Below are 25,904 nucleotides of genomic sequence, written 5' to 3'. Positions count from 1 at the left end.
ATGACAGACACACTTCTCGAACTCAAAGACTATTCGATCACCTTCCGCACGCCCGAGGGCGAAGTCGCGGCGGTCTCGAAAATGAACCTCAAGATCGGCCGCGGCGAGCGCGTCGCTATCGTCGGCGAATCCGGTTCCGGCAAGAGCCAGACCTTCCTCGGCCTTATGGGCCTGCTCGCCAAGAACGGCCGCACCAGCGGTCAGGCGCTGCTCGACGGCAAGGACCTGCTGACGCTGAAACCGCGTGAACTCGACCATGTGCGCGGCAAGGACATGGCCATGGTCTTTCAGGACCCGATGACCGCGCTCAATCCGTCGCTGCGCATCTCGCGACAGTTGACGGAACAGCTCGAGGTTCACGGCGGCCTGACAGCGCGCGCCGCTTCGGCGGCAGCTCTCGACATGCTGAAGCGGGTTGGCATTCCCGACCCGACGCGCCGCTTCAATCTCTATCCGCACGAGCTTTCAGGCGGCATGCGCCAGCGCATCGTCATTGCCATGGCGCTGCTCACCAAGCCGAAGCTCCTGATCGCCGACGAGCCGACGACCGCGCTCGACGTGACGATCCAGGCGCAGATCCTCGATCTCTTCAACGAACTGACGGCAGAAATGCACACGGCGCTGGTCATGATCACCCATGACCTCGGCGTCGTTGCCGGCCTCGCCGATCGCGTCGCCGTCATGTATGCCGGCCGCATCGTCGAGGAAGCCCCGGTCGAGGAGCTGTATGAAAGCCCGGCCCATCCCTACACGGCAGCGCTCCATTCGGCGATCCCGCGGCCAGACCAGGATGTCGACGATCTCACCGTCATCCCCGGCAGGCCGCCAAACCTGATGCACCTGCCGCGCGGCTGCGCCTTCTCGCCGCGCTGTGCCCATGTCCAGGACGACTGTCTGGATGCGGCACCGCCGCTCGCCCAGCTCGCGTCACGTCGCTGCGCCGCCTGCTTCCACCCCCTTTCGGCTGATCAGGAACGGAGCCTCGTCCATGGCTGAACAAACGCTTCTGAAGGTCGAGCATCTGACGACCGAATTTGAGATACCGTCGAAATCCCTCTTCAGGCCGCCGATGGTCCTGACGGCGGTCAACGACGTCAGCTTCGAATTGAAGACCGGCCGCACGCTCGGCATCGTCGGCGAGTCCGGCTGCGGCAAATCCACGCTCGGCCGCTCGATCTTGCGGCTGATCAAAGCGCAGAAGGGCCGCATCATGTGGCAGGGCGGCAATCTGCTCGATCTTACCGAGGAAGAGATGCGTGCCGCTCGCCGCGACATGCAGATCATTTTCCAGGACCCGATCGCCTCGCTCGATCCGCGCATGACCGTCGGTGACATCATCGCCGAGCCGCTCAGCGTCTTCGAACCGAAGCTGACCCGTGCACAGCGGCAGGATCGGGTGCGCGAGATCATGGCGGCGGTTGGCCTCGTCCCTGAAATGATCAACCGCTACCCGCACGAGTTCTCGGGCGGTCAGGCGCAGCGTATCGGCATTGCGAGAGCGGTCATCACCCGGCCGAAGCTCATCATCTGCGACGAGCCGGTTTCCGCCCTCGACGTCTCGATCCAGGGCCAGGTCATCACGCTCCTGCGCCGCCTGCGCAAGGAGTTCGGCCTCACCCTGATCTTCATCAGCCACGATCTCTCCGTCGTGCGCCTGATCTCGGACGACGTCCTGGTGCTCTATCTCGGCAAGGTCGTGGAAGCGGGTGAAGCCGCCACGGTCTTCGACCATCCGGCCCATCCCTATACGCAGGCGCTGTTCTCCGCAGCGCCCATCCCCGACCCGAAGCTGGCACGAGGCCGCGAGCGCATCCGCCTGCAGGGCGATCCGCCCTCGCCGCTCAATCCGCCACCGGGCTGCGTCTTCTCGCCCCGCTGCTGGAAGGCGACAGATGTCTGCCGCACGAAGATGCCGCCGACCGAGCAGATACGTCCGGGCCAGACGGCAGCCTGCTATCATATGGACCGGCCGTAAGGCACTCCGAGGAAAAGTGGACGGCGGCAGCCGCCGTCCGCCTTGCCCCCGCCGCCGCTTGCGCGTATGCAGCACCGAGGCAAATGCAGGAGGAAATCTTGGGCGGGCGTTTTCTATCGATCGGCGAATGCATGGTGGAACTGTCGCAGGCCGATGACGGGCACCTGCGCAAGGGGTTTGCCGGCGACACCTTCAACACCGCCTGGTATGCGCATGCCTGCCTGCCCGCAGACTGGTCGATCGACTATTTCACCGCGCTCGGCGACGACGCCATGTCCGACGAAATGATCGCCTTCATGGGCGGCGGCGGCATCGGCACAGCAAGCATCCGGCGTCTTCGCGGCAAGACGCCCGGCCTCTATATGATCAATCTGAAGGACGGCGAACGCTCCTTCAGCTATTGGCGCGATAGCTCCGCCGCCCGCCAGCTTGCCGCCGACGGCGACGTCTTGCGCGCTGCGATAGAAGTATCCGACGTCCTCTATTTCTCGGGCATTACGCTGGCGATCCTGCCGCGCGAGGATGCCTTCACGCTGCTTGCTGAACTGCGCCGCGCAAAGGCTGTCGGCAAGCTCGTCGCCTTCGATCCGAATCTGCGTCCGCGCCTGTGGTCGAGCCTCGACGCCATGCACACCATGATTTCGGAAGGCGCCGGCGCCGCGACACTCGTCATGCCGAGCTTCGACGACGAGGCCATTCACTTCGGTGACGACTCGATCGCCACGACCATTCGCCGCTATCGGCAGTACGGCGCCAATATGGTCGTCGTAAAAAATGGCCCGGATGGCGCAACCATTGGCGACGGCACCGACGAAACGCTGGTTCCGGCGGTCAAGGTTGCCAAGGTCATCGACACCACCAGTGCCGGTGACAGCTTCAACGGCGCGTTTCTGGCCCACTATCTCCAGCATCGGGATGCGGTTGCCGCCGCCGGTTTCGCAGCCAAGATCGCAGCAAAAGTCATTCAGGAATATGGCGCGCTCGTTGCGCCCGAGAAGCTGAAATCCATCCGCTAAAGCAATTCCAGGAAAAGCGCGCAGCGGTTTTCCGTCCGGAATTGCGTGAAAGCAAAGAGATGGAGCGGTTCAGAGATTCCGTGAGGAGCTGAACCGCTCTAGACGCTGTAATATTTCCATCATGGACACGCCCCACAATAGGTTGGGCGCGGGAATCATGTTTGAAGCACCGCAATCGCTGGCACCGTCATCATGAGGATGCGGTGCGGATGGACTGTTTTGGGCATGTTGCAACGCTTGTCAGACATCGATCAAACCACCTGGGCGCAGGCGGCGACACCTGTCGCGGTACCCGAACGGCTGCTCATCGTCAGCGATGCCTGGCATCCGCAGGTCAACGGCGTCGTCCGCTCGATCGAGAATACCAACCGGGAACTGGTGCGCATGGGCGTCGAAGTTTCGATGATCACGCCGGATGGTTTTCGCAACATCCCCTGCCCAACCTATCCGGAAATCCGGCTTTCGATCGCAAGCTACCGCAAGGTCGCCTCCAGGATAGAGGCGATGCGACCGACCTACGTACACATTGCCACGGAAGGCCCCCTCGGCCTCACAGCGCGGCGCTGGTGCCTGCGAAACGGCATGCCCTTTTCGACGAGCTATCACACCCGCTTTCCCGAATATGTCGCGGCGCGCTTGCCGATACCGGAAAGCTGGCTCTATGCCTTCGTCAAATGGTTTCACAATGCCGGATATGGCTGCATGGTGGCGACGCCCAGCCTTGCGAGCGAGCTCAAGCTGCGCGGTATCCGCAACCTGCTGCCCTGGAGCCGCGGGATTGATTCCCACCTTTTCCAGCCACACGCCCTCGAAGATACCCCCTTCGGCCTGCCCCGCCCGATCTTCATGACCGTCGGCCGCGTGGCGCTTGAGAAAAACCTTCCCGCCTTTCTCGCTCTCGATCTACCCGGATCGAAAGTGGTGGTCGGCGATGGCCCCGCGCGGGCGGAACTGCAGAAGCTCTATCCGGACGTACATTTTCTGGGAGCAAAGTTCGGCGAGGAACTGGCCCACGCCTATTCGCAGGCCGACGTCTTCGTCTTCCCTTCGAAGACCGACACCTTCGGCAATGCCATTCTGGAAGCGCTCGCAAGCGGTGTCCCGGTCGCCGCCTATCCCGTGACAGGACCCGCGGACATTCTGGGAGGAGACAGGACGGCCGGCGTCGTGGATGCCGATCTTGCGACAGCCTGTCTTGCCGCCCTCTCCTGCTCCCGCGAGGCAGCGCGCTCCTTGGCGCTCAACTATTCCTGGGAAGCCGCCACCACCCAGTTCATCGGCAATGTCCGGGTTGCCAATCATCGCGGTCGGTTGCTCGCCCACCACGATTAGGCCGTAAGGGATCGACATCCAGGGGAAACTGACGCCGCCTTCCCTTCAGCGATCAGCGAGCCGCCCTGACGGCATAGCACAGCCCCGCATGGGGGTTGGATAGTTGCGTCTTGTCCAACACGATGAAGCCGGCATCGAGCAACGGAGCGATCAGCGTCATCTGGTTTTTATCCTTGGACCACCATTTATGCCATTCGATCACCATGGCGTTGATCGACCCAAAAAGGCCATGCCTCGCCAGAGTGTCAAAAATTCCAAACTCCGATCCCTCGCAGTCCATCTTGATGACGACATCCATGTCAGCAGTGCGTGCGTGCTCCGCGAGCGGACCGATGATGCCGGCTGCCTCCTTGATATGAATCTTTTCCGGCTTGCCCGTATCTGCCCCCCTAACGGAAATGCCGATCGTCGCATCAGAGCGGACCATGACCTCCATCTGTTCGTCCCTCTCACCCAATCCGAACTGGTTCGGCTTGATCTTGCCCGCGGTCGTCGGATTCAGAGCGAAATTCTTCAGCGCTCTCGCATAGGGCAGTGAAAAGGGCTCGAATGCATGTATCTCCCGCACCGAGGGGTCCCGCGCCAGAAAGAGCGATGCCAGCCCGGCATTCATGCCGATATCGATGACGACCTTGTCGCGCCCGGTCATGAAATTGTACTCGTTGTGGATGAAAATCTCGCTCAGAACCTGGAAGTCCTCGATGTTGTTGACGTGGAATCGGGTTCCCGAAAATTCCGCGATAATCTCCTGAGCCGTGGCGTGAAAGGTAAAGCCGTTCTTCTCGAAGAACTTGAACTCGTTGAGATGAGCCTGGAAGAACGGATTGACGAGTTCCGGCAGGATGACGTCCAGCATCTCGCCGCTTTGGCGGTCAATCCGCTTGAGGGGACGATGGGCGCGCGCTGCAAGCGATCCGATCCCGGTCGAGGCAATCCGGAACTCGAAGACATCTTCAGCATCCACATCGAACTGGAGTGCGACACGCTTGTCCGATCGCCGCAAATCGGCTTCGGTCAGCTGCTTTTGCGCCAGCAACCGGGTGCCGAAATCGGTCGCGACGTCGATACTGCAACAGACCGCTTCCGAAGGCACCGACGGATCGCCCTCGATATGAAATTCGACGACATAGCGCCCCGGAGAAAGGGTCGCATAGGGACCATAAAGCACCCATCCCGCCTCCCCCTTCTTCGCGGAGACGCGCTCATTGCCATGAATCTTCTCAACCTGTCCGATTTCGGAGTAAAACAAAGTCAGTTTCCTTCTTGACGACGGAGACGGGAATGGATGTCTCCTCGACAAAAAAGATCCCGCCCGGACTTCGATGTGGCGCGAGATTGACCACTAAGTCCATGTTTGACAAGAACAACTTTTAATTGACGGCAACATCGGCGTGTTCGGTATAAACGAGACATAATCTGTCCTCGGTGGTCGCATATTCCTTTCATTTTGCATCAATGCGGGCCGATTTTGACAATGGTGGTATGCGATCATTCGCAAGACTACGATGGTCGACGGCACGAAGTCCGATGAAACTATCTTTGCAATTTATCGTTTTCGCCTACACGAAATGTATCGTCGAGAAGGCAGCTTTAAAGACTCTCATGATTGCCGAGCGGTACCGACAGTCGTGGTCCTCGACATGGCTGCTCTTTTGGAAAGCAGAAGAAACCCGTAGCCCGGGCATAATTTTGGGTGTACAATTATTTATCGCACGACTTACATGAGACCTCTCAGGGAGTACTTGAGATGACCGACGACCCGTTAAAGCTGGATAACTTCATCTGCTTCGCCCTTTACTCGGCGAACCACGCGATGAACAGGCTCTATAAGCCCATGCTGGACGCGCTCAATCTCACCTATCCGCAATACCTCGTCATGGTGACGCTGTGGGAAGAAGACGGTCAGACCGTCGGCGGGATCGGCGAGAAGCTGTTTCTGGAATCGAGCACGTTGACGCCACTTCTGAAACGCCTGGAAGCTGCCGGCTTCATCAAGCGCATCCGCAGCAAGGAAGACGAGCGCCAGGTACTGATTCAGCTGACCAGCGAAGGCAGGGCATTGAAGAAGAAGGCGGCAGCCGTCCCCCCCTGCATTCTCGATGCGACCGAGCAACCGGCCGACGAACTGGCGCGGCTGAAGGCGGAAATTACGGCGCTGCGAGAAGCGCTGAACAGAAACGCAGCTTGAACGAGGCGCCCGCGATCCCGCGCCCCCGATCTCGCGATGGGGCGCTGAAGCGAACTACCGCTTCTTCTTGTTTTCGTAGGGATTTTCCGAAGACCGGAAGTGGATGCGGATCGGCACGCCAGGCATGGTGAAATCCGCACGCAGACCATTGATCAGATAGCGCACATAGGATTCCGGCAGCGCATCCGAACGCGTGCAGGAGATCATGAAGGCCGGCGGGCGCGCCTTTACCTGCGTCATGTATTTGAGCTTGATGCGGCGGCCGGAGACGGCCGGTGGCGGATGCTGAACCTGCTGCGTCTCGAGCCAGCGGTTGAGACGCGCGGTCGAGATACGCTTGTTCCAGACTTTATCGGTATCGACGATCGCCTGCATGAGGCGATCAAGCCCCTCGCCCGTCTGGCCGGCAATCGGTATGGCGCGAATGCCGCGCGCCTGCGGCAGCAATCGGTCGGTCTTTTCACGCAGGTCGGCAAGCACCGCCTGACGATCCTCGATCATGTCCCACTTGTTGAAGGCGAGCACGGCGGCGCGACCTTCGCGGATCACGAGATCGACGATCTGCAGATCCTGCTTCTCGAAGGGAATGGTCGCGTCAAAGACGATGACGACGGTTTCGGCGAAACGGATGGCGCGCAGCGTGTCGGCGACCGAGAGCTTCTCCAGCTTCTCGATCACCTTGGCCTTGCGGCGCATGCCGGCCGTGTCGAACATTTTGACGGTACGGCCGCGCCAGCTCCAGTCGACGGAGATTGAATCGCGGGTAATCCCGGCCTCCGGGCCAGTCAGCAGCCTGTCTTCGCCGAGGAAACGGTTGATGAGCGTCGATTTGCCGGCATTCGGGCGGCCGACGATCGCAACGCGCAACGGGCGCGTGTCATCATAGGCCGGCTCTTCGTCAATCTCCTCGCCGTCTTCGCCGGCGGCAGAGCGCGGAATGCTGACATTCGTCTCCGCCTCGTCGTCGTCCTCCGGGAAAGCGCGTTCGGGGCCGATCGCCTCGACGATCGCGTCGCGCAGATCCATCATGCCCTGGCCGTGTTCGGCCGAAATCGGGCAAGGCTCGCCAAGGCCGAGCGTATAGGCATCGTAAAAGCCGCTGTCGGAGCCACGCGCTTCGGATTTGTTGGCAACGAGCACAACGGGCCGGCCGCGCTTGCGCAGCATTTCGGCAAGCGTCTTGTCGACATGGGTCAGGCCCATCTTGGCATCGACGACGAAGAGCGTCAGATCGGCTTCGTCGATCGCCGCTTCCGTCTGGGCGCGCATACGGCCTTCCAGCGTCTCCTCGCCGGCTTCTTCGAGACCGGCGGTATCGACGATGCGGAAACGCAGATCGATGAGCTTGGCGTCACCGGGGCGGCGGTCACGCGTCACGCCCGGCGTATCGTCGACAAGCGCCAGCTTCTTGCCAACCAGACGGTTGAACAGCGTGGACTTGCCGACATTCGGGCGACCGACGATCGCGACCGTAAAACTCATTGAGCGATCCTTCAGCCTTTTGCAGCCGGAGCCTTGCCGGATGCAGTGATGAGATCAAGCAGCATCTGGGCACGGTTGGCAACGTTGCGTGGGCTCTGCGGATCATCGACGATCGCCTGGAACCATTGCCGAGCCTTGGCGAAATCGCCGGCCTTGTAGGCGGCGAGGCCGAGAACATCGCGGGCCGAGTGGCGGAATGCATCGGCCGGTACGGCGAGTTCCTGCGCCTCGGCAGCGACCTGATCGTAAGTACCGGTATCGACGAGAATATAAGCCGCGCGCAGGCGGGCCGCATCGCGGATCACGACCGGAAGGTCCGTCTGCTTGCCGATCGCCGAGAAGGCGGCAATGGCCGCAGCCTTGTCACCCTTCTGCGCCTGCAGCGTTGCCGCGCGCAGGCGGGCCAGCACCGGATAGGAACCGGGGCCGTCCTTTTCGATGGCTGCGAATGCGGCGAGCGCTTCGTCTGTCTTGTTCTGGTCGGCCAGCGTCAGCGCGGCAAGGAACTGATCGCCACCACTGCCAGCCTGATTGCCGGCCCAATAGCGATAGCCGCTATAGGCTGCCGTGGCGAGAACGATGAGCACGGCCAAACCGATGATGAGCTTGCCAAAACGGCGCCATATGAACCGCAACTGGTCCGAACGCAGTTCCTCGTTCACCTCGCGGATGAAGCTATCGTCATTGAATGCCATTCTCGTCTCCGGCCCAGGCCAAATAGTTCCAACAAGCTTAGGGGTTAGTTGGGCCTTCTACTCCATTTTGCGGCTGATGTAAGGGGGAATGGCAGAAATCGTCACATAACGAGCGGCGAAACCCCGATAATCCACGCATGAAGCTTCCAAATGATCAATGCCCAGACGACGACGCCGATGACGATGGCATAGAGATCGTACTTCGCCGAGACGAAGGGACGCAGAGTGATTTCGCCGGCCCGTTCACGCCGCTTCAGCGAAATCCGCAGGATCACGCCCCAGGCGAGGAAAGCGGCAAAGAGCAGGATCGCCGCGCCGTCGCCATTGGACAGAAGATGCGCCAGCGCCCAGATCTTCACCGACAGCACCATCGGATGTTTCGTCCTGACTGCGATATGCCCCGCCGGCAGCAGCGAGGCGACAAGACAGATCAGCGCAAACAGCATCAGAAGAATGGTGATATGGCTCATCCAGAACGGTGGCGACCAGACCGGCGTCATGTCCCGCGCCTGACCGAAGCCGTAAATCAACACGATCAGCGCGACGATGCTCGCGATAGAATAAGCAATCTTCCAGCCTCCCTCGCCGAGGCTCGCGATCAATGAGGCCCTGAGGCCGGGCGCCACGACGCGGATCAGATGGAGGCCGAGAAAAAGAACAATGCCGAGAATGAGCAATGCCATGGATAAAATCCTCTATGGTCTTGTAGTCACATCCTTATCGGCTGCCGTAAAAAAATGCCAGCATCACCGCAGCTTCGCCGCATTTAGGCGAAAGGAAGGAGGCGACCCGCAGCACGCCATGCGAGATCGCCAGATAATCCCCGGAACGCGTGCTCGACCCAATCAATATTCGGTGCCCATGTTTCGCTTAGCTACCTGTCTCTCCCTTGCCATTTCCTTAGGGTTGCCCGCAGCGGCCTTGGCCGATGGCAAACCCAAGCAACTGGTCATGATTTCCTTCGATGGCGCTCATGACAACGCGCTCTGGACCAAGAGCCGCGAGATCGCTTCGCGCAACGGCGCACATTTCACCTATTTTCTCTCCTGCACCTTCCTGATGAACAAGGCACAGGCCAAGGCCTATCAGGGGCCGAAGCAGCGGCCGGGCAAGTCGAATGTCGGCTTCGCCAAAAGCGAAGACGATGTCCGCACCCGCATCGCCAACATCTGGGGGGCGCATCAGGAAGGCCACGACATCTCAAGCCATGCCTGCGGCCATTTTGATGGCAAGGGCTGGAGCGCGGCCGACTGGAGCCAGGAATTCATGAACGCGCGCGTCGCCCTTCGCGATGCGTGGAAGAATGTCGGCCTTGCCGACAAGGAACCCCAAGGCTGGGAAGATTTCGCCACCAACGACGTCAAGGGCTTTCGCGCGCCCTACCTCTCCACCAGCGACGGCCTCGTCCCGGCCGAGAAGAAAATGGGCTTTCTCTATGATGCAAGCCTCGTCACCAAGGGACCTGCCCTGCCGCAGGTGGTCGACGGCATCTATCGCTTCGGCCTGCCATTGATCCCAGAAGGCCCCCAGCAGCGCCCGGTCATCGGCATGGACTACAATCTCTATGTCCGCCATTCCAAGGGCGTCGAGGACAAGGCGAACGCCAAGACCTATGAGGATCGCACCCTTGCGGCCTTCGAAGCCGCCTTCAACAAGCAATATGACGGCGAGCGCATCCCGCTGCAGCTCGGCTTCCATTTCGTCGAAATGAACGACGGCGCCTATTGGCGCGCCCTCGATCGCTTCGTCAGCGACGTCTGCCACAAACAGGATGTCGCCTGCGTCAGCTATTCCGAAGCCATCCCGCTGATTGCGGCGCACGGCAAGCCGCAGCAAGGGTAAGGAGCGATCGGGCAAAGCCCGAGCGAGCGACCCACTCGGTCGCTTGCAGCGACGAATGCCCGAGCAGTGCAAGACGACCTTGCCGGCATCCTCGCCATGAGCCCTTGTACAAGGCTGGATACTGAACTGCTTCACATCACAGCGTAACCCACCCTCGCCCTGGCTTCCTTAAGGGCAAGGGCGGCCTGGATCTTCTGACCAATGAAAGAGGTTCAGAGCCTCTTTCGTCAGCCGTCTGCGTGAACGACGCCCGCCTCGCGCTCCAAGTAGGTCTGATCGATCTTTGGCAGAGGCGTATCGTCGATCGCCGCTTCGAAGGCTTTCAAGCGCTTATGGATCGACAGAAGCTCGATAATCGTCGTCCAGGAATTGACGAGATACTGGAAGGAATTGCTGACTTGGCCGAAGGCCGTGGCGATCTGCTGATAGATACCATACGTGATCGCACCGGCAACGAAAGTCGGCACCAGCATGAACAGCACGAACATCGTATCGGCCTGCAGATAGAAATAGCGGGCGACGTTGAAATAGACGTAGTGGAAATAAATGCGGAAGTAGTTCCGCCGCACGTTGGCGAACAGCTCCTTCACCGTCGTAGGCTGTGCGCGATCCTCGTGATCCTCGCCATAGACCAGCTCTTTGCGATAGGCGGCTTCAACGCGTTGATTCTTGAAGTTCAGTCCCGGCAGCTTGATGCCGGCCACGGCCAACAGCACCGTGCCGAAAATCGACCAGAAGAGCGCCAACCAGAAGAGCGAATGAGGAATCTTGCCGATGATCGGCAGTTCGGTGACGTAGGTCGAAAGCGCTAGCAGGATCGGCAGGAACACGATCAAGGTCATGACCGAATTGATCAAGCTGATGCCAAGACCTTCCAGCACGCTTGAGAAGCGCATCGTATCTTCCTGCACACGCTGAGAGGCACCCTCGATGTGGCGCAGTTTCTCCCACTTCGACATGTAGAAATTGTTCATGGCCGTGCGCCAGCGGAAGATATAATGGCTTGTGAAGAAGTCCGTCAGGATCGAAACGAACATACTGAGGAACGCGATCTGCGCGAAGATGATCATCAGCGAATAAAAGCTATCGGTCGTAACACCGGGCTGTTTCGTCAATGCCGCCTGTAGAAGGTCGCCAAACGGACGACGAAAATTATTGATGACCACGCTGACCTGAACACCAAAATAGGTGACCAGAATGATCAGCGCCGAACCCCAGAGCGACCAGAGTTTCCAGGGATGGTTCCAGGCGCGAATATGCCATGCACCGCAAAAGATGATGATGCAGGCAAGAAAGAACCCATAGAACCAGAGATTTCCCCACAGCAGGAAATAGCTGAGATCATACGGCTCCTTTCCCTCTCCCGGCATGACGAAGCCCAACTGCGTCCCGAGGTTTGAAAAGAAGAGATACCAGGCAGCGATACAGGCAAGCGTCCAGACCACCATCGAGATGAAAAATAGTTTTGGATTCGGGAAGAAGGAGTGGAACACGGCGGGTAAGCTTCCTTGATCGGGTTCTGAGCGGGACCGAAAGTGGCGTCAATTTGCGGCGAGCCTAAGACAGTTCGCCGGGGGCGGCAACCGGCGGAACCCTATTCTTACGTAGATGTAACCGCTTATCCCATGATCGTGATGCAGTTGTTCAGCGGCAAATTTTCACCCATTGGACGAGCACGTCCCCCGTGAGGGTGCCTCTCTTTCCGCCGATCCCTCCTTCCGTACATCGCCCCCTTGCAGAATACTATCTTACGATATATATCTTACGACATGACTAACGATATGAACCCTCACACTTCAAGGAGAAACGACATGAGAGGTTTTAGAGATCGCCATATGGACGGAGATGGCTTTGACATCGTCGAGGCATATATCCTACGACATGGTCGAAGCCGTGAATCGCGCGGCGAGCACAGGAGAGACTTCATGAGAGGCTTCAAGGGCGGCATGTTCGGTGGCGGGTTTCGCACCGGCCGCAAGTTCGATGCGGCCGACCTGCAGCTGATCATCCTCGCTTTGCTCTCCGAGCAGCCGCGCCACGGCTATGAACTGATCAAGACCTTCGAAGAGCGCTCCGGCGGCTTCTATGTGCCAAGCCCGGGCGTCATCTATCCGGCGCTCACCTATCTCGAAGAGACCGGCCAGGCCGAAGTCGAAGTCAGCGGCACGAAAAAGCTCTACCGCATTACCGAAAGCGGCCAGAAGCGCGTCGACGACAATCGTGATCTGGTCGAGGTAACGCTCGCCAAACTCACCTCCATCGGCGAAAAAATGGCCCGCGTCCGCGAGGTCTTCGACGGCGGTGACGAGGACGGCCGTGACAATCCGTTCGATCGCCATGGCGCAGGCGACGTCCATCGCGCCCGCCATCTGCTGCGCTCAGCCCTTCGTTCGAAGTTCCCGTGGAGCAAGGCCGAAGGCGCTCGCATCGCGGCAATCCTGGAACGCGCCGCCGCCGATATCATTCGCGGCGAAACGAAAGCCCAGGACGAGCCGAAGACCGAGGATTGAACCGGGTCTTCACTTGTCCGGCCGAGGTCTTCACTTGTCCGGCAAAGTCAGGATGATCGGCCCGTTGCGGGTAGCGATGATGGTGTGCTCGTACTGGACCGTGGGCGCCTGCGGATCGGCATAGAGCGTCCACGCATCGTCGCCGCCCTCCGCCCAGGTCGCACCGAGCGAGAGAAACGGCTCGACGGTGAAGACCAGGCCATCCTCCATGATCCGGGTCTCGGAAGGGTCCGCCCAGGTGGAAACCTCGGCGGGCTCTTCGTGCAGGGAACGGCCGATGCCATGGCTGGCGAGATTGGCAATCAGCGTATAGCGGTTCTTCTGCGCGAAAGCGCCGACGGCCTGCCCGATCTTCGCCATCGGCGCGCCGCTCTTCACCTGATTGAGGCCGACCCACAGCGCCCGCTTGCCGTCGCGGCAAAGACGCTCGATCTTCGGCTTGACCGGCGGCACGGTGAAGGAGGCGCCGGTATCGGAAAAGAAGCCGTCCTTTTCGGCCGATACGTCGAGATTGACCAGGTCCCCGGCCTTGATGATACGCGGGCCGGGAATGCCGTGCGCCACTTCCTCGTTGACGCTGATGCAGGTCGCGCCGGGAAACTTGTAAACCAGCTCCGGCGCCGATTGCGCGCCGGCATCCTCCAGCACCTTGCGGCCAATCGCATCCAGCTCCAGCGTGGTGATGCCCGGCTCGAGCGCCGCCGCCATCGCGTGCAGCGCATTAGCGCAGATGCGGCCGATATCTTTCAGCTTGCTCAGTTCTTCTTCAGTCGAGACGATCATCTATGGCTTCCGGCATCCTCGCACTCTCGGCAACGGCTCAGCGAGAGGCTCAAGCTCGCTTTCGCCCCTTCCCTCCCGACAGTCAATCGCTTTTTGGGCCTTACGCCAGATAGCGCAGCTTTCGGATTCCGAAAGAGCTTAGGAGCGCGGATCGTCCGACAGCAACGCCCAACGCTCGTGATCGCACCACACGCCGCCGATCTTCAGATATTTGGGCGAAAACCCTTCCTTGCGGAAACCGAGACGCCTGACCAGCGCAATCGAAGAATGGTTGCCCGGCTGGATATTGGCTTCCAGCCGATGCAACCCGACCGCATCGAAGCCATGCGCCACAGCCAGGCGAACGGCCTCCGTCATAAACCCCTGGCCGGCAAAACCCGTCATGCCGTGATAGCCGAGAAAGGCGCTGCGAAAGCCGCCCCAGACCATCTGGCTGATATTGACGACGCCGACGATGCCACCGGAGCCGGGATCACGCGCCACGAGACCTATATTCGGCCCCGTCACCGTCTGGCCGAACCAGGCGTCGAAACCGTCGCGATCGAGAAAGGGATAGGCCCAGGGGACGTGATGGGCGCGGCTGGCGATATTGGCGGCGATCAGTTCGTCCGCGTCCGATTGCCTGACCGGCGCGATGATCACATGCGGCATGGCTCGCTCCCTCTGTTCAAGGCAGCGAGCCTTATCAAATCGAATCCGAAATCAAAAGCTTCGCTGAAAGAACGGAATCATTTTCCGAACCGCTTCATAGCGAAGATAAAGTCCGCCCCACGCGATCACGCCGACATAGACGCCGAACAGCAGATGCGAGAAGATCGGGCTGCCGACCCTCAGATGCGTCGCCATCGCTCCGCCAAGGAGACCCGTCAGCAGGATTGCACCGAGGACGGACGTTCTCGGGATCGCATAGAGAATGGCGCAGCCGAGCGTGATGACGCCGAGCAGCCGCGCAAGCGATGGATCGGCGGAATAGCCGAGCCCCGCCATCGTCTCCGTAACGACTGGGAGCGGAATAAGCTTGATCACACCGTCGAAGACGAGAAAGGCGATGATGAGCCCGCTAAGGATCATGCCGGCCACGCGCTGGGCGCGCGTGACGGAAGGCACGGATGAATCGACTGCATAAGACATTGTTATATCCCCCGGAATTCTATCGGAAATTCAGATCTTGGCCGCCAAGGCGGCGAGTTGATCGGCACATTGAGCCCATCCCTGATGGAAGCCCATTTTCTCATGCGCGTCGCGATCTTCGGCCGACCAGTGCAGGACGGTCGCAGTATAGCGGGTCTTGCCGTCACCGAGATCATCGAGCTGGATCGTCACCACCATGAAGGGTTTCGCCGACGGCACCCAGGCGCTGGTGAAGGCGTCGGTGAAGACGATCCGTTCATTGGGAACGACTTCCAGATAGACGCCGTTGCCCGGATAATCCTCGCCTTCTGGGCTGCGCATGGTGATCGAGCTTGCACCACCCGCACGAAGATCGATCTTGGCCTCGGATACCGTCCACGGCAGCGGCGCAAACCATTGTTTCAAAAGGTCGGCCTCGGTCCAGCACCGGAAGATCTTCTCGCGCGGTGCGTCGATGACCCGTGTCAAGGAGAGTTCGTGGCGTTGGGTTTGTTCGGTCATGGTGCTGTTCCTTGTTGCGGTTTGGTGTGGCCTGCGCGGCCTATACTCTCATGACGTTCATGACCGTCGCTTCCCGACAGCACAGAGGCAAATTTTTCGATTATTTTGCAGTGACAACGGCATCCACACTCAGGCGATCGAGCTGATGGCGGATATGGGCTGCTTCGGCGGGCGAGCGAGCAAGCGCGATCGCCCTGTCGAAAGCGACACGCGCTTCCTGCGAGCGGCCGAGCTGCGCGAGCAGGGCGCCCCTGACGCCGTGAAAATAGAAATAGCTGTCGAGCTGCGCCTCCAGCGGCGCAATCAGCGCCAGCGCCGCTTCCGGCCCCTTGAGTTTCGAAAGCGCGACCGAACGATTGAGCGTGACGACGGGAGACGGCGTCAGCCGCTCCAGCATCTGATAGAGAAGATTGATCTCCTCCCAGTCCGTATCCTCGGCCCGCTTTGCTCGGGAATGCAGCGCCGCGATTGCCGCCTGCACCTGATAGGGGCCGGGCCGGCGATGGCGGATCGCCTTGTCGAGAAGCGCGAGCGCCTCGTCTATCGATGTCCGATCCCAGAGCGAACGATCCTGGTCCTCGAGGAGAACAATCTGTCCATCCGTGTCGAACCGCGCTGCCTTGCGCGATTGCTGGAGAAGCATCAGCGCCAGCAGCGCCATGGTTTCCGGCTCGGCGGGAAAAATCCGCAAAAGCAGCCGGCCGAGACGGATCGCCTCATCGGCAAAGGCCGCAGCCTCGCGATGCGTACCGCCGGCCGAATATCCCTCGTTGTAGATGAGGTAGATCATGGCGCTGACGAGAGCCAGCCGCTCGCTTCGCTCCACCGCGCCCGGCGTTTCGAAAGGTACGCCGGCTGCGGCCACGCGCGCCTTCGCCCGGGTGATGCGCTGCTCCATCGCGCTTTCGCTGACCAGGAAGGCACGCGCGATCTGCGGCACCGAAAGGCCGGAGACGATGCGCAGCGCCAGCGCGATCTGCTGCGTTGCCGGCAGATCCGGATGACAGCAGATGAACAGCAGCCGGAGAATGTCGTCACGATAGCCGGAGCCATCCAGCCGTTCGGCAAGATCGCTTTCCGCATCGCTTGTATCGGAAATCGCTTCCTCATCCGGCAGGCTCTGCAATTTCGCCTGTTTGCGCACCGTATCGATGCCGCTATTGCGTCCGACGAAGATCAGCCAGGCAATGGGATCACGCGGCGGCCCCTTGTCGGGCCAGGTCTTCAAGGCCCTGAGGCAGGCCTCCTGAAAGGCCTCCTCGGCGGTATCGAGATTGCGGAAATAGCGCAGCAGCGCGCCCAGCACCTGCGGCCGGGCATTGGTGAGCGCAATGTCGATCCAGGCAATGTCGGTCATGTGGCAATCGTCCCTGGCCTGAATACGTAGAGTGGACGGATTTCGTAAGAGCCGGCGCCGGGATTGGCCACGGCAAGCTCCTTCGAGAATTCAATCGCCTCGTCAAGTGTTTCGAAGTCGATGACGTAGAAGCCCAGCAACTGTTCCTTCGTTTCGGCAAAGGGGCCGTCGATAACCAGCGGCTCGTTCTTGCCTTTGCGCAAGGTCGTCGCCGCCGTCGTCGGCATCAGACGCGCGACTGGGCCAAGTTTGCCGGCCTCGGCAAGCGGCGTCTGTACGGCAAGCAGCCGCGCCATGGTTGCCGCCTCCTGGTCCTTGGACCAGGCAAATACGGTATCTTCGTCGTTGTAGCATAGGATCGCATAGAGCATGAGGACTTCCTTCTCCTGTAAAGACGAAGGAATATCACCCGCACCGACAGGCCGCGTCAAAAAATTACTGCTCGAGATGACCGGCCTGGCAAATGCGGTCGATCAAGCCAGCCACTTCGTGCAAACGGGGAGATGGCATCTTGAGATCGCGGTCCGTGCGCTCGACGATGACCAGATCGTCATGCGGAACGACGAAAGCATATTGCCCGCCCGCTCCCCAGGCAAAATAGGAGCCGGCCGGAAGGTGAAATACGTTCTCGCCAACATTTTTTGGGGCCGGCGATGCCGCGTCCCCCGTCCACCAAAGATAACCGTAGCCCAACCCATGGTCGGCATCCGAATGAGGTGTCGTGCTTTCACGCACCCAGGACTCGGGAATGATCTGCTCACCGTTCCAGCGGCCGCCATCGAGAAAGAGAAGCGCAAAGCGGGCAAGATCACGCGTGCTCATTCGAAATGTGTAGGCGGGATGGATCGATGCCGCCCCGAAGAATTTATGTTGAGCGCGCGGGTCGTAATCCTGCATGCCGATCTTGCGGGCGATTTGGTTTTCGAAGGCATCATAGATCGAAATGCCGATCGCTTTCTCGTAGATCGTTCCGAGGGCGTTGAAATCCCAGTTGTTGTAATACCAGAAGGTTCCCGGCGCATGGCTGAAGCGTTCGGGCCGCGCCGCCGCCATGGCTTTCGTCTCGTAGAGCGCCGGGTGATAGATTCCGGACCGCGCCTCCAGCAGCATCCGGATCGTCGCCTGCTTTTCCTGCGCGGACAGCGACGGCGGCTTATCGTCGATATCGGCTTGCTGAAGCGTGGTCCCAGGATCGATCTTGTGCTGCGCCACCGCGATCCCGATCAGCGCGTCAAGGAGACTCTTGCGGATGGACGCCAATTCCATCGGTTTGTCAGTATTTCCCCATTCGGCAACAACCTTCCCATGCTGAACGACCATAACGGCGCTGATATCGTGCCCGTCGGCGAAAGCTTTCGCCTCGGCAAGCTTTGACGCCGACCATCCGGATGCCTGAGGTGATGGATGCGCCCATTCCGCGGAAGGGACTGTCTGCGCCATCGCCGGAGCCGACAGCAATGCGACGAATAGCAGCGAGATCAAACGCATAGCGGATGCCCTGTTTCAAGCGTTGTCAGACGTCTCGAAGAATTCAGCCTTTTCGGTGACGGAGCACAACCCCGCTCATCTTTTTCGACATCAGGCTTAATGCTTGGCAACGGCAGGCGCTATGCCTCGTTTCGCTTGATAGTCAGCATCCCCACCTTTACATCAAGCTCCGCGACGGCGCCGATGAAAACGCTCGCTCCGTTAGCCTTGATTTGGGTACCGAGCCGCTCTGCCAGCCAAACCGCCTGCGGTCGGCATCGATTGGAGCATCTAACTGTCGTCCGCCCTGCCCTTCCACAACGGCAAGCCAACCAACTCCGATACCGCCGGATCTGCGGTGAACACAGGGTAACCGCGTTCGACAAGCCGCTCGAGAACCTCGCGATCTTTCTGAACATGCAATCGGGCGAGATTTTCCCTGTTGTAGACATGCCCGCCGGAAGCTGGATTGATGCCAGTGATGATGACCGCAGTCGCACCGTTATAGAGAGCAAAGAGAATGGCGTTGATGCCATTCGAGCATTTGTCGTCCGCCCCCATTTCCGTGCAGTTCAGGCCCCCAATACGATCCAGAAGCGCCATGCGCCTGTAACGGTCGACGATCTCGAGCTTGTCGTAGTCGTAGTTGAAGGCCCGCAAGCCATCCTTCAGACGTTGAAACTCTTTCCGCCACAGCAGGACATAAAGCATCTTCGTCCGCTCGCCGTTCAGCACGCGGCGGACTTCGACGGCATTGGTATTCGTTCCTTCGATCTGGTTGAATTGTACGAGCGTGACGTCAGGCGTTTCCCGGCCCCAGCTTTTCGGTACCACTTGCGAACCGTTGATGGTAATCACCCGATAAGTTCCGTCGAAGCCTTCGGGCCTGTTCGACACCGGCGCCGACCCGACCACGACAACCGGGCTCTGAAACGGCTCCGCCAGAATTGGCGGCAAGGGCCGGGTTACATGGTATTTCACCTGCCGGTATATGTGCCTCTTCAGTTCCTTAAATCGAGCAGCCATCCAACGCCTTGTCGTTTCTCAGAAGGTATCGGCCCTAAAAGCATCTACCTTGTGAAATGCGAGCAGGAACATTTCGTTCCGATTCGCGGACAACACGAGTATCTCTAAATATTCTCATATAAGAAAAATGAACAAATCTTGCGCGGTATAACCTATGGTGAGCGCCCGGCGCGCGTCATCACGCCGGCTATCTGCTCAACGTCCGCGACACGGCGTTCCTCCACCCCTTGAGCTTCGCGTTCCGGGTCTTGTCATCCATAGCGGGCTCGAACCGGCGATCGCGCGCCCAGGCCTTGGCGAAGCCGGCGCGGTCCGGCCAGACGCCCGCGCGGCTGCCAGCAAGCCAGGCGGCGCCAAGCGCTGTCGTTTCGAGGATCGTCGGGCGATCGACCGGCGCGTCCAGCAGATCGGCAAGCCGCTGCATCGTCCAGTCGGAGGCGACCATGCCGCCGTCGACGCGCAGCACTGTGTCCTGTCCACTGCCGTTGCGCCAATCCTTGTGCATGGCGTCCAGGAGATCGCGCGACTGGTAGCAGACAGCCTCCAGCGCCGCCCGGACGATCTCCTCGGGCCCGGTATTGCGCGTCAGCCCGAAGATCGCGCCACGCGCATCTGGGTCCCAATGCGGAGCACCGAGACCGGTGAAGGCCGGCACCAGATAGACCTCCTGCAGCGGATCGGCCCTGGCTGCCAATTCTCCGGAATCCGACGCACGCTGGATGGCCTTCAGGCCATCACGCAGCCATTGCACGGCGGCGCCTGCGATGAAGATCGATCCCTCAAGTGCGTAGGTCGTCTCGCTGTTCAGCCTGTAGGCGATTGTGGTCAGCAGGCGATTTTTCGACCGCACCATGTCCCCGCCGGTATTCAGCAGCGCAAAGCAGCCCGTGCCATAAGTGGATTTCATCATGCCGCGCTCGAAGCAGGCCTGGCCGATCGTCGCCGCCTGCTGATCTCCGGCAACACCGAGGATCGGGATTTCGGCCCCGAAATGCGCAGCATCGGTCACGCCGAAATCTGCGGCGCAATCCTTCACCTCGGGCAGCATCGCGGCGGGAACGCGCAGAATATCCAGCAGTTCCTCATCCCATTCGTTGGCGCCGATATTGTACATCAGCGTGCGCGAGGCATTGGTGGCGTCCGTGACGAAGCTCTTGCCCTCCGTCAGCCGCCAAATCAGGAAGGTGTCGACGGTGCCGAAGCAAAGCCGGCCCTTGGCAGCAAGCGCACGCGCGCCCTTCACATTGGTCAGCAGCCAGGAAAGCTTGGTGCCGGAAAAATAGGGGTCGAGCAGCAGGCCGGTGCGGCGTGTAAAGAGTTTTTCGAGGTCCTGCCGCTTCAGCTTCTCGCAATAGCTCGCCGTGCGGCGGTCCTGCCAGACGATGGCATTGTGGATCGGCTTGCCGGTGTCGCGATCCCAGACGACGACGGTCTCGCGCTGGTTGGTGATGCCGATGGCTGCAATATCCTTGGCGGTGATGCCGGCGGCTTCGATCGCTTTGCGGACGGTCAAGAGGACGGACGACCAGATCTCTTCCGGATCGTGCTCGACCCAGCCGGGCTTCGGATAATGCTGGGTGAATTCCTTCTGCCCGACACCGGCAACCTTCATCTTGCCGTCGAAAACGATAGCCCGCGTCGACGTCGTTCCCTGATCGATCGCCAAGACATAACCGCTCATGCAATCCTCCCGCCTGTTGCATCCGGAAACAACAGATACGCGAGCAAAACGAATGTGAAAAGAAAGCAAAACGAAATTTCTGCAAAGCGATGCGCTTTCCAGTCCATGACATCAAGGTCCGCGGGTACTGCAACGGCGGCCGGCGCAATACGATTGCCATGTCCGCCGGTTTGGGACTAGGCTCAAGCCGTTTTGCATTGCAGCAGAAAGCTGCGCTGTCCAAGGAGAAGATCATGGCTAGAACAGTTGTCGTCACCGGTTCCACGAGCGGTATCGGCCTCGCCATCGCGACGGCCTTCGCCGCCAAGGGCGATAACGTCGTCATCAACGGCTTCGGAAAGCCCGAGGAAATCGATGCGATCAAGACCAGGCTGGAAGCCTCCGGCGGCGGCAAGGTGATCTATCATCCAGCCGACATGACGAAGCCGGCCGAGATCGCCGACATGATCGCGACGGCCAATTCCACTTTCGGCAGCGTCGATGTCCTCGTCAATAATGCCGGCATCCAGCATGTCGAGAAGATCGAAGATTTCCCGATCGAGAAGTGGGATCAGATCATCGCGATCAATCTCTCCAGCTCCTTCCACACCATCCGCGCCGCCATTCCGCTGATGAAGGCTCGGAAATACGGCCGCATCATCAACATCGCCTCGGCGCACGGCCTGGTCGCCTCGCCCTTCAAATCCGCCTATGTCGCTGCAAAACATGGTATACTCGGTCTGACCAAGACGGCGGCGCTCGAGCTTGCCGAATTCGGCGTGACGGTGAACGCCATTTGCCCCGGTTACGTCCTGACGCCGCTTGTCGAGAAGCAGATCCCGGACACGGCCAAGGCACGCGGCATGACCGAGGAGCAAGTTAAGAACGAAGTCATCCTCAAGGTCCAGCCCACGCATGAGTTCGTCAAGGCCGAGGAAATCGGCGCCCTGTCGCTTTACCTTGCAAGCGACGAGGCGCGCCAGGTGACGGGCACACACGTCTCGATTGACGGTGGCTGGACCGCGGAATAACCATTCACGGTTAGGGCCGGATTCGTCTTGACGCCTCCGGCCCCAACCAAACAGATAATAGACGGGAACGACATGAGTGACAGCATCCGCTTTATCCTCAACGGCGAGGATATTACGCTATCCAGCTTGCGCCCCACCGAGACGCTGCTCGACTTTCTCCGCCTTCAACGGCGCCTGACAGGAACGAAGGAAGGGTGTGCGGAAGGCGACTGCGGCGCCTGCACCGTGCTTGTGGGACGCCTGATCGATGGCGGACTGTACTACGAGTCCGTGAATGCCTGCATCCGCTTCGTCGGCTCATTGCATGCGACCCATGTCGTGACAGTCGAGCACCTTGCCGCCCAGAACGGTACGCTACATCCGGTGCAGCAGGCCATGGTCGATTGCCACGGCTCGCAATGCGGCTTCTGCACGCCGGGCTTCATCATGTCGCTCTATGGCCTCTGGCTTTCGACGGAAAAGCCGAGCCGAGCGCAGATCGAAAAATCGCTTCAGGGCAACCTCTGTCGATGCACGGGCTACGAGCCGATCGTGAAGGCGGCCGAGCAGGTCAGCCAGAAGCGTCCGAGCGCACTCTTCGACCCCCTCGAAAAGACCAGAGCCGACATCATCGCCCGTCTCTGGGCGATGCAGGGCGGCGACACCATCGAGATTGCCGAGGGCGCCGATCGCCTCATCGTGCCCGGCTCTGTCGCGGCGCTGGCGCAGGTGCTTGCCGACGAGCCGAAGGCGACCGTCGTTGCCGGTTCAACCGATGTCGGCTTGTGGGTCACCAAACAGATGCGCCGGCTGAATCCTGTCGTTTTCATCAACCATCTGACCGATCTGCAGAGGATATCGGTCGAGGACGATGGTTTGAGCATTGGTGCCGGCGTCACCTACAGCCGCGCCTTCGCCGTCATCGCCGAAAAGATCCCGGCATTCGCCAACCTCATCAACCGCATCGGCGGCGAGCAGGTGCGCAATATGGGCACAATCGGCGGCAACATCGCCAACGGCTCGCCGATCGGCGACACGCCGCCGCCGCTGATCGCGCTCGGCGCCACTGTAAAACTTCGCTCGACAGCGGGCACGCGCAGCCTGCCGCTGGAAGACTTCTTCATCGAATACGGCAAGCAGGATCGCCATCCCGGCGAGTTCGTGGAAGGCATCTTCGTGCCCTATCCCGCCAGCGATGCACATTTCGCCGTCTACAAGATCTCCAAGCGCCGCGACGAGGATATTTCGGCCGCCTGCGGCGCCTTCCATCTGTCACTGGATACCGCCGGCAATGTTCAGGATATCCGTATCGCCTTTGGCGGCATGGCCGGCACGCCGAAGCGCGCCCGCTCCGTCGAGGCCGAATTGATCGGCAAGCCCTGGACGGAGGCGACGGTGACAGCCGCGCGCGATGCCTTCGACAGCGACTACACGCCGCTCTCCGACTGGCGCGCATCGGCCGAATACCGACAGCTGACCGCCAAGAATCTTCTCATCCGCTTCTATCTGGAGACGGCCGGAGCGCCGCAAGAACTGAAGCGATTTGCGACGGCGGAGGCCTGAGTTATGGACAAATCCGCTTTCGAAGAACGCAAGGTTGTCATCAACGGCTCCATGCACGGCTCGCTGAAGCATGATTCAGCGCATAAGCATGTCACCGGAGCCGCCGACTATATCGACGATATTCCCGAACCCGCCGGCTTACTGCACGGCGCACTCGGCCTTTCCGACCGCGCCCATGCCGAGATCGCCGGTATCGATCTTTCGGCCGTTAAAGCCTATCCGGATGTCGTCTGGGTCTTCACCGGCGCCGATATCCCCGGCGTCAACGATACCAGCTCCAATGGCATGCACGACGAGCCGCTGCTTGCCGAAGCCAAGGTCGAGTTCCACGGCCAGCCGATCTTCGCCGTCATCGCCGAAACCCGCGATGCCGCCCGTCGCGCCGCACGCCTTGCCAAGGTCGACTACCGCGACCTGCCGCATTGGAGCGACATCGACGGCGCGCTCGCCAATGGCTCGCCGCTTGTCTACGAGCCGATGACGCTGAAGCGCGGCGAACCGGAAACCGAGATGGCGAACGCCAAGCACCGCATCAAGGCGCAGATGCGCATCGGCGGCCAGGAGCATTTCTATCTCGAAAGCCATATCGCCATGGCGATCCCAGGCGAGGACGATGAAGTCGCCGTCTGGTCCTCGACGCAGCATCCGAGCGAAATCCAGCACATCGTCGGCCATGTCCTCGGCATCCCCTCCAACGCCGTGACCGTCAACGTCCGCCGCATGGGCGGCGGCTTCGGCGGCAAGGAGACGCAGGGCAACCAATTCGCGGCTCTCGCCGCCGTCGCCGCCAAGAAGCTCGGCCGCGCCGTGAAATTCCGGCCCGACCGCGACGAAGACATGAGCGCCACCGGCAAGCGCCACGACTTCCTCGTGGATTACGAAGTTGGCTTTGACGACGAAGGCCGCATCCATGCCGTCGATGCGACCTATGCCGCCCGCTGCGGCTTTTCTTCCGATCTTTCCGGGCCGGTCACCGATCGCGCGCTGTTCCATGCTGATTCCAGCTATTTCTACCCGCATGTGCATCTGGTCTCGAAACCGCTGAAGACCCACACCGTCTCCAACACCGCCTTCCGCGGTTTCGGCGGCCCGCAAGGCATGGTCGGCGGCGAGCGCATGATCGAGGAGATCGCCTATGCGCTCGGCAAGGACCCGCTCGAAATCCGCCGCGCTAATTTCTACGGCCAGCCGGGCTCCGGGCGAACGTTGACGCCCTATCATCAGGAGGTCACGGACAACATCATCAACCGCGTCGTCGACGAGTTGGAACAGAGCTCCGACTATCAGGCGCGGCGCAACGCCATCATCGAATTCAACCGCTCCAGCCGCTTCATCCGCAAGGGGATTGCACTGACGCCGGTGAAATTCGGCATCTCCTTCACCATGACCGCCTTCAACCAGGCCGGCGCGCTGGTGCATATCTATCAGGATGGCTCCATCCATTTGAACCATGGCGGCACCGAAATGGGCCAGGGCCTCTATACCAAGGTGGCTCAGGTTCTGGCCGACAGCTTCCAGGTCGATATCGATAGGGTAAAGATCACCGCAACAACGACGGGCAAGGTGCCGAACACCTCGGCAACGGCCGCATCCTCCGGCTCGGACCTGAACGGCATGGCAGCCTTCGATGCTGCCCGCCAAATCAAGGAGCGGCTGATCGCCTTCGCGGCGGAAAAATGGGGCGTCGGCGCCGAGGAAGTGCAATTCCTGCCGAACCGCGTGCGCGTCGGAGAAGAGGAAATCCCCTTCCCGGATTTCGTCAAGCAAGCCTATTTTGCCCGCGTCCAGCTCTCGGCTGCCGGCTTCTACAAGACGCCGAAGATTCACTGGGATCGCAAGGCCGGCCGCGGTACCCCCTTCTATTACTTCTCCTATGGCGCGGCCTGCTCGGAAGTGTCGATCGATATGCTGACCGGCGAATACCTAATCGACCGCGCCGATATCCTCCACGATGTCGGCCGCTCCCTCAATCCGGCGATCGATATCGGCCAGGTCGAAGGCGCCTTCGTGCAGGGCATGGGCTGGTTGACCACCGAAGAGCTCTGGTGGGATGCCAAGGGCCGGCTGCGCACGCACGCACCCTCCACCTACAAGATCCCCCTCGCCTCCGACCGTCCGAAGATCTTCAACGTGCGATTGGCGGAATGGTCGGAGAATACGGAAGCCACCATCGGCCGCTCGAAGGCCGTCGGCGAGCCGCCTTTCATGCTGCCGATTTCGGTGCTGGAAGCGCTATCGATGGCAGTCGCCAGCGTCGCGGACTACCGCATCTGCCCGCGCCTCGATGCACCGGCAACGCCGGAACGGGTGTTAATGGCAGTCGAGCGTTTGAAGGCGATGTAATTGTCCTTCCGGCCAAACAGGAG

General features: G+C 60.4%; 24 protein-coding genes. 10 read left to right on the top strand and 14 right to left on the bottom strand.

What is annotated here, in order from left to right; translation table 11 throughout:
• The 4 genes from BJ928_RS18455 to BJ928_RS18440 all read left to right on the top strand — a co-directional run bounded on the left by BJ928_RS18455 (window position 1) and on the right by BJ928_RS18440 (window position 4,323).
• The gene (locus tag BJ928_RS18455) at window positions 1–996 is read left to right on the top strand and encodes an ABC transporter ATP-binding protein (protein ID WP_047632193.1); all 996 of its coding nucleotides are present in this window, start codon (window positions 1–3) and stop codon (window positions 994–996) included.
• The gene (locus BJ928_RS18450; protein WP_047632195.1) at window positions 989–1,975 is read left to right on the top strand and encodes an oligopeptide/dipeptide ABC transporter ATP-binding protein; all 987 of its coding nucleotides are present in this window, start codon (window positions 989–991) and stop codon (window positions 1,973–1,975) included. Before BJ928_RS18455 ends, BJ928_RS18450 begins: the two co-directional genes overlap by 8 nt.
• A 98-nt stretch (window positions 1,976–2,073) precedes the next feature.
• Complete coding sequence (locus BJ928_RS18445; RefSeq protein WP_120296631.1) at window positions 2,074–2,991, top strand: sugar kinase; 918 nt, start codon at window positions 2,074–2,076, stop codon at window positions 2,989–2,991.
• Between the two features lie 225 nt (window positions 2,992–3,216).
• Window positions 3,217–4,323 (top strand): glycosyltransferase family 1 protein, encoded by a 1,107-nt coding sequence (locus BJ928_RS18440; RefSeq protein WP_047632197.1) that lies wholly within the window; start codon window positions 3,217–3,219, stop codon window positions 4,321–4,323.
• A gap of 52 nt (window positions 4,324–4,375) precedes the next feature.
• Here the strand turns inward: BJ928_RS18440 and BJ928_RS18435 are convergent, their stop codons facing one another.
• Window positions 4,376–5,572: an FkbM family methyltransferase gene (locus BJ928_RS18435; protein ID WP_047632199.1), complete on the bottom strand. Its 1,197-nt coding sequence runs from the start codon at window positions 5,570–5,572 to the stop codon at window positions 4,376–4,378.
• A gap of 498 nt (window positions 5,573–6,070) precedes the next feature.
• Between BJ928_RS18435 and BJ928_RS18430 the strand changes: the two genes are divergently transcribed.
• Window positions 6,071–6,511 carry a MarR family transcriptional regulator gene (locus tag BJ928_RS18430; RefSeq protein ID WP_047632201.1) on the top strand — a complete coding sequence of 147 codons (441 nt, stop codon included), beginning with the start codon at window positions 6,071–6,073 and terminating at the stop codon, window positions 6,509–6,511.
• Between the two features lie 54 nt (window positions 6,512–6,565).
• Here the strand turns inward: BJ928_RS18430 and der are convergent, their stop codons facing one another.
• From der to BJ928_RS18415, 3 genes are all read right to left on the bottom strand, one after another.
• On the bottom strand, window positions 6,566–7,993 hold the full coding sequence (gene der / locus BJ928_RS18425; RefSeq protein WP_047632204.1) for a ribosome biogenesis GTPase Der: 1,428 nt from the start codon (window positions 7,991–7,993) through the stop codon (window positions 6,566–6,568).
• Between the two features lie 11 nt (window positions 7,994–8,004).
• Window positions 8,005–8,688, bottom strand: a complete 684-nt coding sequence (locus BJ928_RS18420; RefSeq protein WP_047632206.1) for a tetratricopeptide repeat protein — start codon at window positions 8,686–8,688, stop codon at window positions 8,005–8,007.
• A gap of 101 nt (window positions 8,689–8,789) precedes the next feature.
• Window positions 8,790–9,371: an NnrU family protein gene (locus BJ928_RS18415; protein WP_047632208.1), complete on the bottom strand. Its 582-nt coding sequence runs from the start codon at window positions 9,369–9,371 to the stop codon at window positions 8,790–8,792.
• Between the two features lie 178 nt (window positions 9,372–9,549).
• Between BJ928_RS18415 and BJ928_RS18410 the strand changes: the two genes are divergently transcribed.
• Window positions 9,550–10,530 carry a polysaccharide deacetylase gene (locus BJ928_RS18410; protein ID WP_047632211.1) on the top strand — a complete coding sequence of 327 codons (981 nt, stop codon included), beginning with the start codon at window positions 9,550–9,552 and terminating at the stop codon, window positions 10,528–10,530.
• A 227-nt stretch (window positions 10,531–10,757) separates the two neighbouring features.
• On the opposite strand, the gene sbmA is transcribed toward BJ928_RS18410, so the two are convergent.
• Window positions 10,758–12,023: a peptide antibiotic transporter SbmA gene (gene sbmA / locus BJ928_RS18405; protein WP_047632213.1), complete on the bottom strand. Its 1,266-nt coding sequence runs from the start codon at window positions 12,021–12,023 to the stop codon at window positions 10,758–10,760.
• Between the two features lie 432 nt (window positions 12,024–12,455).
• On the opposite strand from sbmA, the gene BJ928_RS18400 reads away from it, so the two are divergent.
• Entirely contained in the window at window positions 12,456–13,040 is a 585-nt protein-coding gene (locus BJ928_RS18400; RefSeq protein ID WP_047632384.1) for a PadR family transcriptional regulator, read from the top strand.
• Between the two features lie 30 nt (window positions 13,041–13,070).
• Here BJ928_RS18400 and map read toward each other — a convergent pair whose 3' ends face one another.
• The 9 genes from map to glpK form a co-directional block, all read right to left on the bottom strand.
• Window positions 13,071–13,823: a type I methionyl aminopeptidase gene (gene map, locus BJ928_RS18395; protein WP_047632216.1), complete on the bottom strand. Its 753-nt coding sequence runs from the start codon at window positions 13,821–13,823 to the stop codon at window positions 13,071–13,073.
• 138 nt (window positions 13,824–13,961) lie between these two features.
• Window positions 13,962–14,474, bottom strand: coding sequence for a GNAT family protein (locus BJ928_RS18390; protein ID WP_047632219.1), 513 nt, complete (start codon window positions 14,472–14,474; stop codon window positions 13,962–13,964).
• Between the two features lie 51 nt (window positions 14,475–14,525).
• Window positions 14,526–14,954 carry a DoxX family protein gene (locus BJ928_RS18385; protein WP_047632221.1) on the bottom strand — a complete coding sequence of 143 codons (429 nt, stop codon included), beginning with the start codon at window positions 14,952–14,954 and terminating at the stop codon, window positions 14,526–14,528.
• A gap of 30 nt (window positions 14,955–14,984) precedes the next feature.
• Window positions 14,985–15,455, bottom strand: a complete 471-nt coding sequence (locus tag BJ928_RS18380; RefSeq protein ID WP_047632224.1) for an SRPBCC family protein — start codon at window positions 15,453–15,455, stop codon at window positions 14,985–14,987.
• A 100-nt stretch (window positions 15,456–15,555) separates the two neighbouring features.
• The gene (locus tag BJ928_RS18375; RefSeq protein WP_047632226.1) at window positions 15,556–16,812 is read right to left on the bottom strand and encodes an RNA polymerase sigma factor; all 1,257 of its coding nucleotides are present in this window, start codon (window positions 16,810–16,812) and stop codon (window positions 15,556–15,558) included.
• Complete coding sequence (locus tag BJ928_RS18370; RefSeq protein ID WP_047632229.1) at window positions 16,809–17,183, bottom strand: YciI family protein; 375 nt, start codon at window positions 17,181–17,183, stop codon at window positions 16,809–16,811. Before BJ928_RS18370 ends, BJ928_RS18375 begins: the two co-directional genes overlap by 4 nt.
• Before the next feature lie 64 nt (window positions 17,184–17,247).
• On the bottom strand, window positions 17,248–18,300 hold the full coding sequence (locus tag BJ928_RS18365) for a serine hydrolase (protein ID WP_047632233.1): 1,053 nt from the start codon (window positions 18,298–18,300) through the stop codon (window positions 17,248–17,250).
• 270 nt (window positions 18,301–18,570) lie between these two features.
• On the bottom strand, window positions 18,571–19,305 hold the full coding sequence (locus tag BJ928_RS18360) for a hypothetical protein (protein WP_047632235.1): 735 nt from the start codon (window positions 19,303–19,305) through the stop codon (window positions 18,571–18,573).
• A 187-nt stretch (window positions 19,306–19,492) separates the two neighbouring features.
• On the bottom strand, window positions 19,493–20,986 hold the full coding sequence (gene glpK / locus BJ928_RS18355; protein WP_047632238.1) for a glycerol kinase GlpK: 1,494 nt from the start codon (window positions 20,984–20,986) through the stop codon (window positions 19,493–19,495).
• Between the two features lie 233 nt (window positions 20,987–21,219).
• Here glpK and BJ928_RS18350 point away from each other — a divergent pair, with 233 nt between their 5' ends.
• From BJ928_RS18350 to xdhB, 3 genes are all read left to right on the top strand, one after another.
• Window positions 21,220–21,996 (top strand): 3-hydroxybutyrate dehydrogenase, encoded by a 777-nt coding sequence (locus BJ928_RS18350; RefSeq protein WP_047632385.1) that lies wholly within the window; start codon window positions 21,220–21,222, stop codon window positions 21,994–21,996.
• Between the two features lie 72 nt (window positions 21,997–22,068).
• The gene (gene xdhA / locus BJ928_RS18345) at window positions 22,069–23,538 is read left to right on the top strand and encodes a xanthine dehydrogenase small subunit (protein ID WP_047632241.1); all 1,470 of its coding nucleotides are present in this window, start codon (window positions 22,069–22,071) and stop codon (window positions 23,536–23,538) included.
• A gap of 3 nt (window positions 23,539–23,541) precedes the next feature.
• Window positions 23,542–25,881: a xanthine dehydrogenase molybdopterin binding subunit gene (gene xdhB, locus BJ928_RS18340; protein ID WP_047632243.1), complete on the top strand. Its 2,340-nt coding sequence runs from the start codon at window positions 23,542–23,544 to the stop codon at window positions 25,879–25,881.
• Window positions 25,882–25,904 lie beyond the last annotated feature (23 nt).

Origin of the sequence: Rhizobium sp. WW_1 (assembly GCF_003610155.1) — a bacterium.
GTDB classification, from domain to species: domain Bacteria; phylum Pseudomonadota; class Alphaproteobacteria; order Rhizobiales; family Rhizobiaceae; genus Rhizobium; species Rhizobium tropici_A.
The sequence above is the reverse complement of the archived record's forward strand: the minus strand, read 5'-3'. Positions and strand labels throughout refer to the sequence as shown.

Bases quoted from the DNA above. Each gene is read 5' to 3' on its own strand.
- BJ928_RS18455 (WP_047632193.1), top strand. From the start codon at position 1: ATGACAGACACACTTCTCGAACTCAAAGACTATTCGATCACCTTCCGC.
- BJ928_RS18350 (WP_047632385.1), top strand. From the start codon at position 21,220: ATGGCTAGAACAGTTGTCGTCACCGGTTCCACGAGCGGTATCGGCCTC.
- xdhB (WP_047632243.1), top strand. From the start codon at position 23,542: ATGGACAAATCCGCTTTCGAAGAACGCAAGGTTGTCATCAACGGCTCC.
- map (WP_047632216.1), bottom strand. From the start codon at position 13,823: ATGATCGTCTCGACTGAAGAAGAACTGAGCAAGCTGAAAGATATCGGC.
- BJ928_RS18370 (WP_047632229.1), bottom strand. From the start codon at position 17,183: ATGCTCTATGCGATCCTATGCTACAACGACGAAGATACCGTATTTGCC.
- xdhA (WP_047632241.1), top strand. From the start codon at position 22,069: ATGAGTGACAGCATCCGCTTTATCCTCAACGGCGAGGATATTACGCTA.
- BJ928_RS18430 (WP_047632201.1), top strand. From the start codon at position 6,071: ATGACCGACGACCCGTTAAAGCTGGATAACTTCATCTGCTTCGCCCTT.
- BJ928_RS18365 (WP_047632233.1), bottom strand. From the start codon at position 18,300: ATGCGTTTGATCTCGCTGCTATTCGTCGCATTGCTGTCGGCTCCGGCG.
- BJ928_RS18450 (WP_047632195.1), top strand. From the start codon at position 989: ATGGCTGAACAAACGCTTCTGAAGGTCGAGCATCTGACGACCGAATTT.
- BJ928_RS18420 (WP_047632206.1), bottom strand. From the start codon at position 8,688: ATGGCATTCAATGACGATAGCTTCATCCGCGAGGTGAACGAGGAACTG.
- glpK (WP_047632238.1), bottom strand. From the start codon at position 20,986: ATGAGCGGTTATGTCTTGGCGATCGATCAGGGAACGACGTCGACGCGG.
- BJ928_RS18400 (WP_047632384.1), top strand. From the start codon at position 12,456: ATGAGAGGCTTCAAGGGCGGCATGTTCGGTGGCGGGTTTCGCACCGGC.
- BJ928_RS18440 (WP_047632197.1), top strand. From the start codon at position 3,217: ATGTTGCAACGCTTGTCAGACATCGATCAAACCACCTGGGCGCAGGCG.
- der (WP_047632204.1), bottom strand. From the start codon at position 7,993: ATGAGTTTTACGGTCGCGATCGTCGGTCGCCCGAATGTCGGCAAGTCC.
- BJ928_RS18360 (WP_047632235.1), bottom strand. From the start codon at position 19,305: ATGGCTGCTCGATTTAAGGAACTGAAGAGGCACATATACCGGCAGGTG.
- BJ928_RS18415 (WP_047632208.1), bottom strand. From the start codon at position 9,371: ATGGCATTGCTCATTCTCGGCATTGTTCTTTTTCTCGGCCTCCATCTG.
- BJ928_RS18390 (WP_047632219.1), bottom strand. From the start codon at position 14,474: ATGCCGCATGTGATCATCGCGCCGGTCAGGCAATCGGACGCGGACGAA.
- BJ928_RS18375 (WP_047632226.1), bottom strand. From the start codon at position 16,812: ATGACCGACATTGCCTGGATCGACATTGCGCTCACCAATGCCCGGCCG.
- BJ928_RS18380 (WP_047632224.1), bottom strand. From the start codon at position 15,455: ATGACCGAACAAACCCAACGCCACGAACTCTCCTTGACACGGGTCATC.
- BJ928_RS18385 (WP_047632221.1), bottom strand. From the start codon at position 14,954: ATGTCTTATGCAGTCGATTCATCCGTGCCTTCCGTCACGCGCGCCCAG.
- BJ928_RS18410 (WP_047632211.1), top strand. From the start codon at position 9,550: ATGTTTCGCTTAGCTACCTGTCTCTCCCTTGCCATTTCCTTAGGGTTG.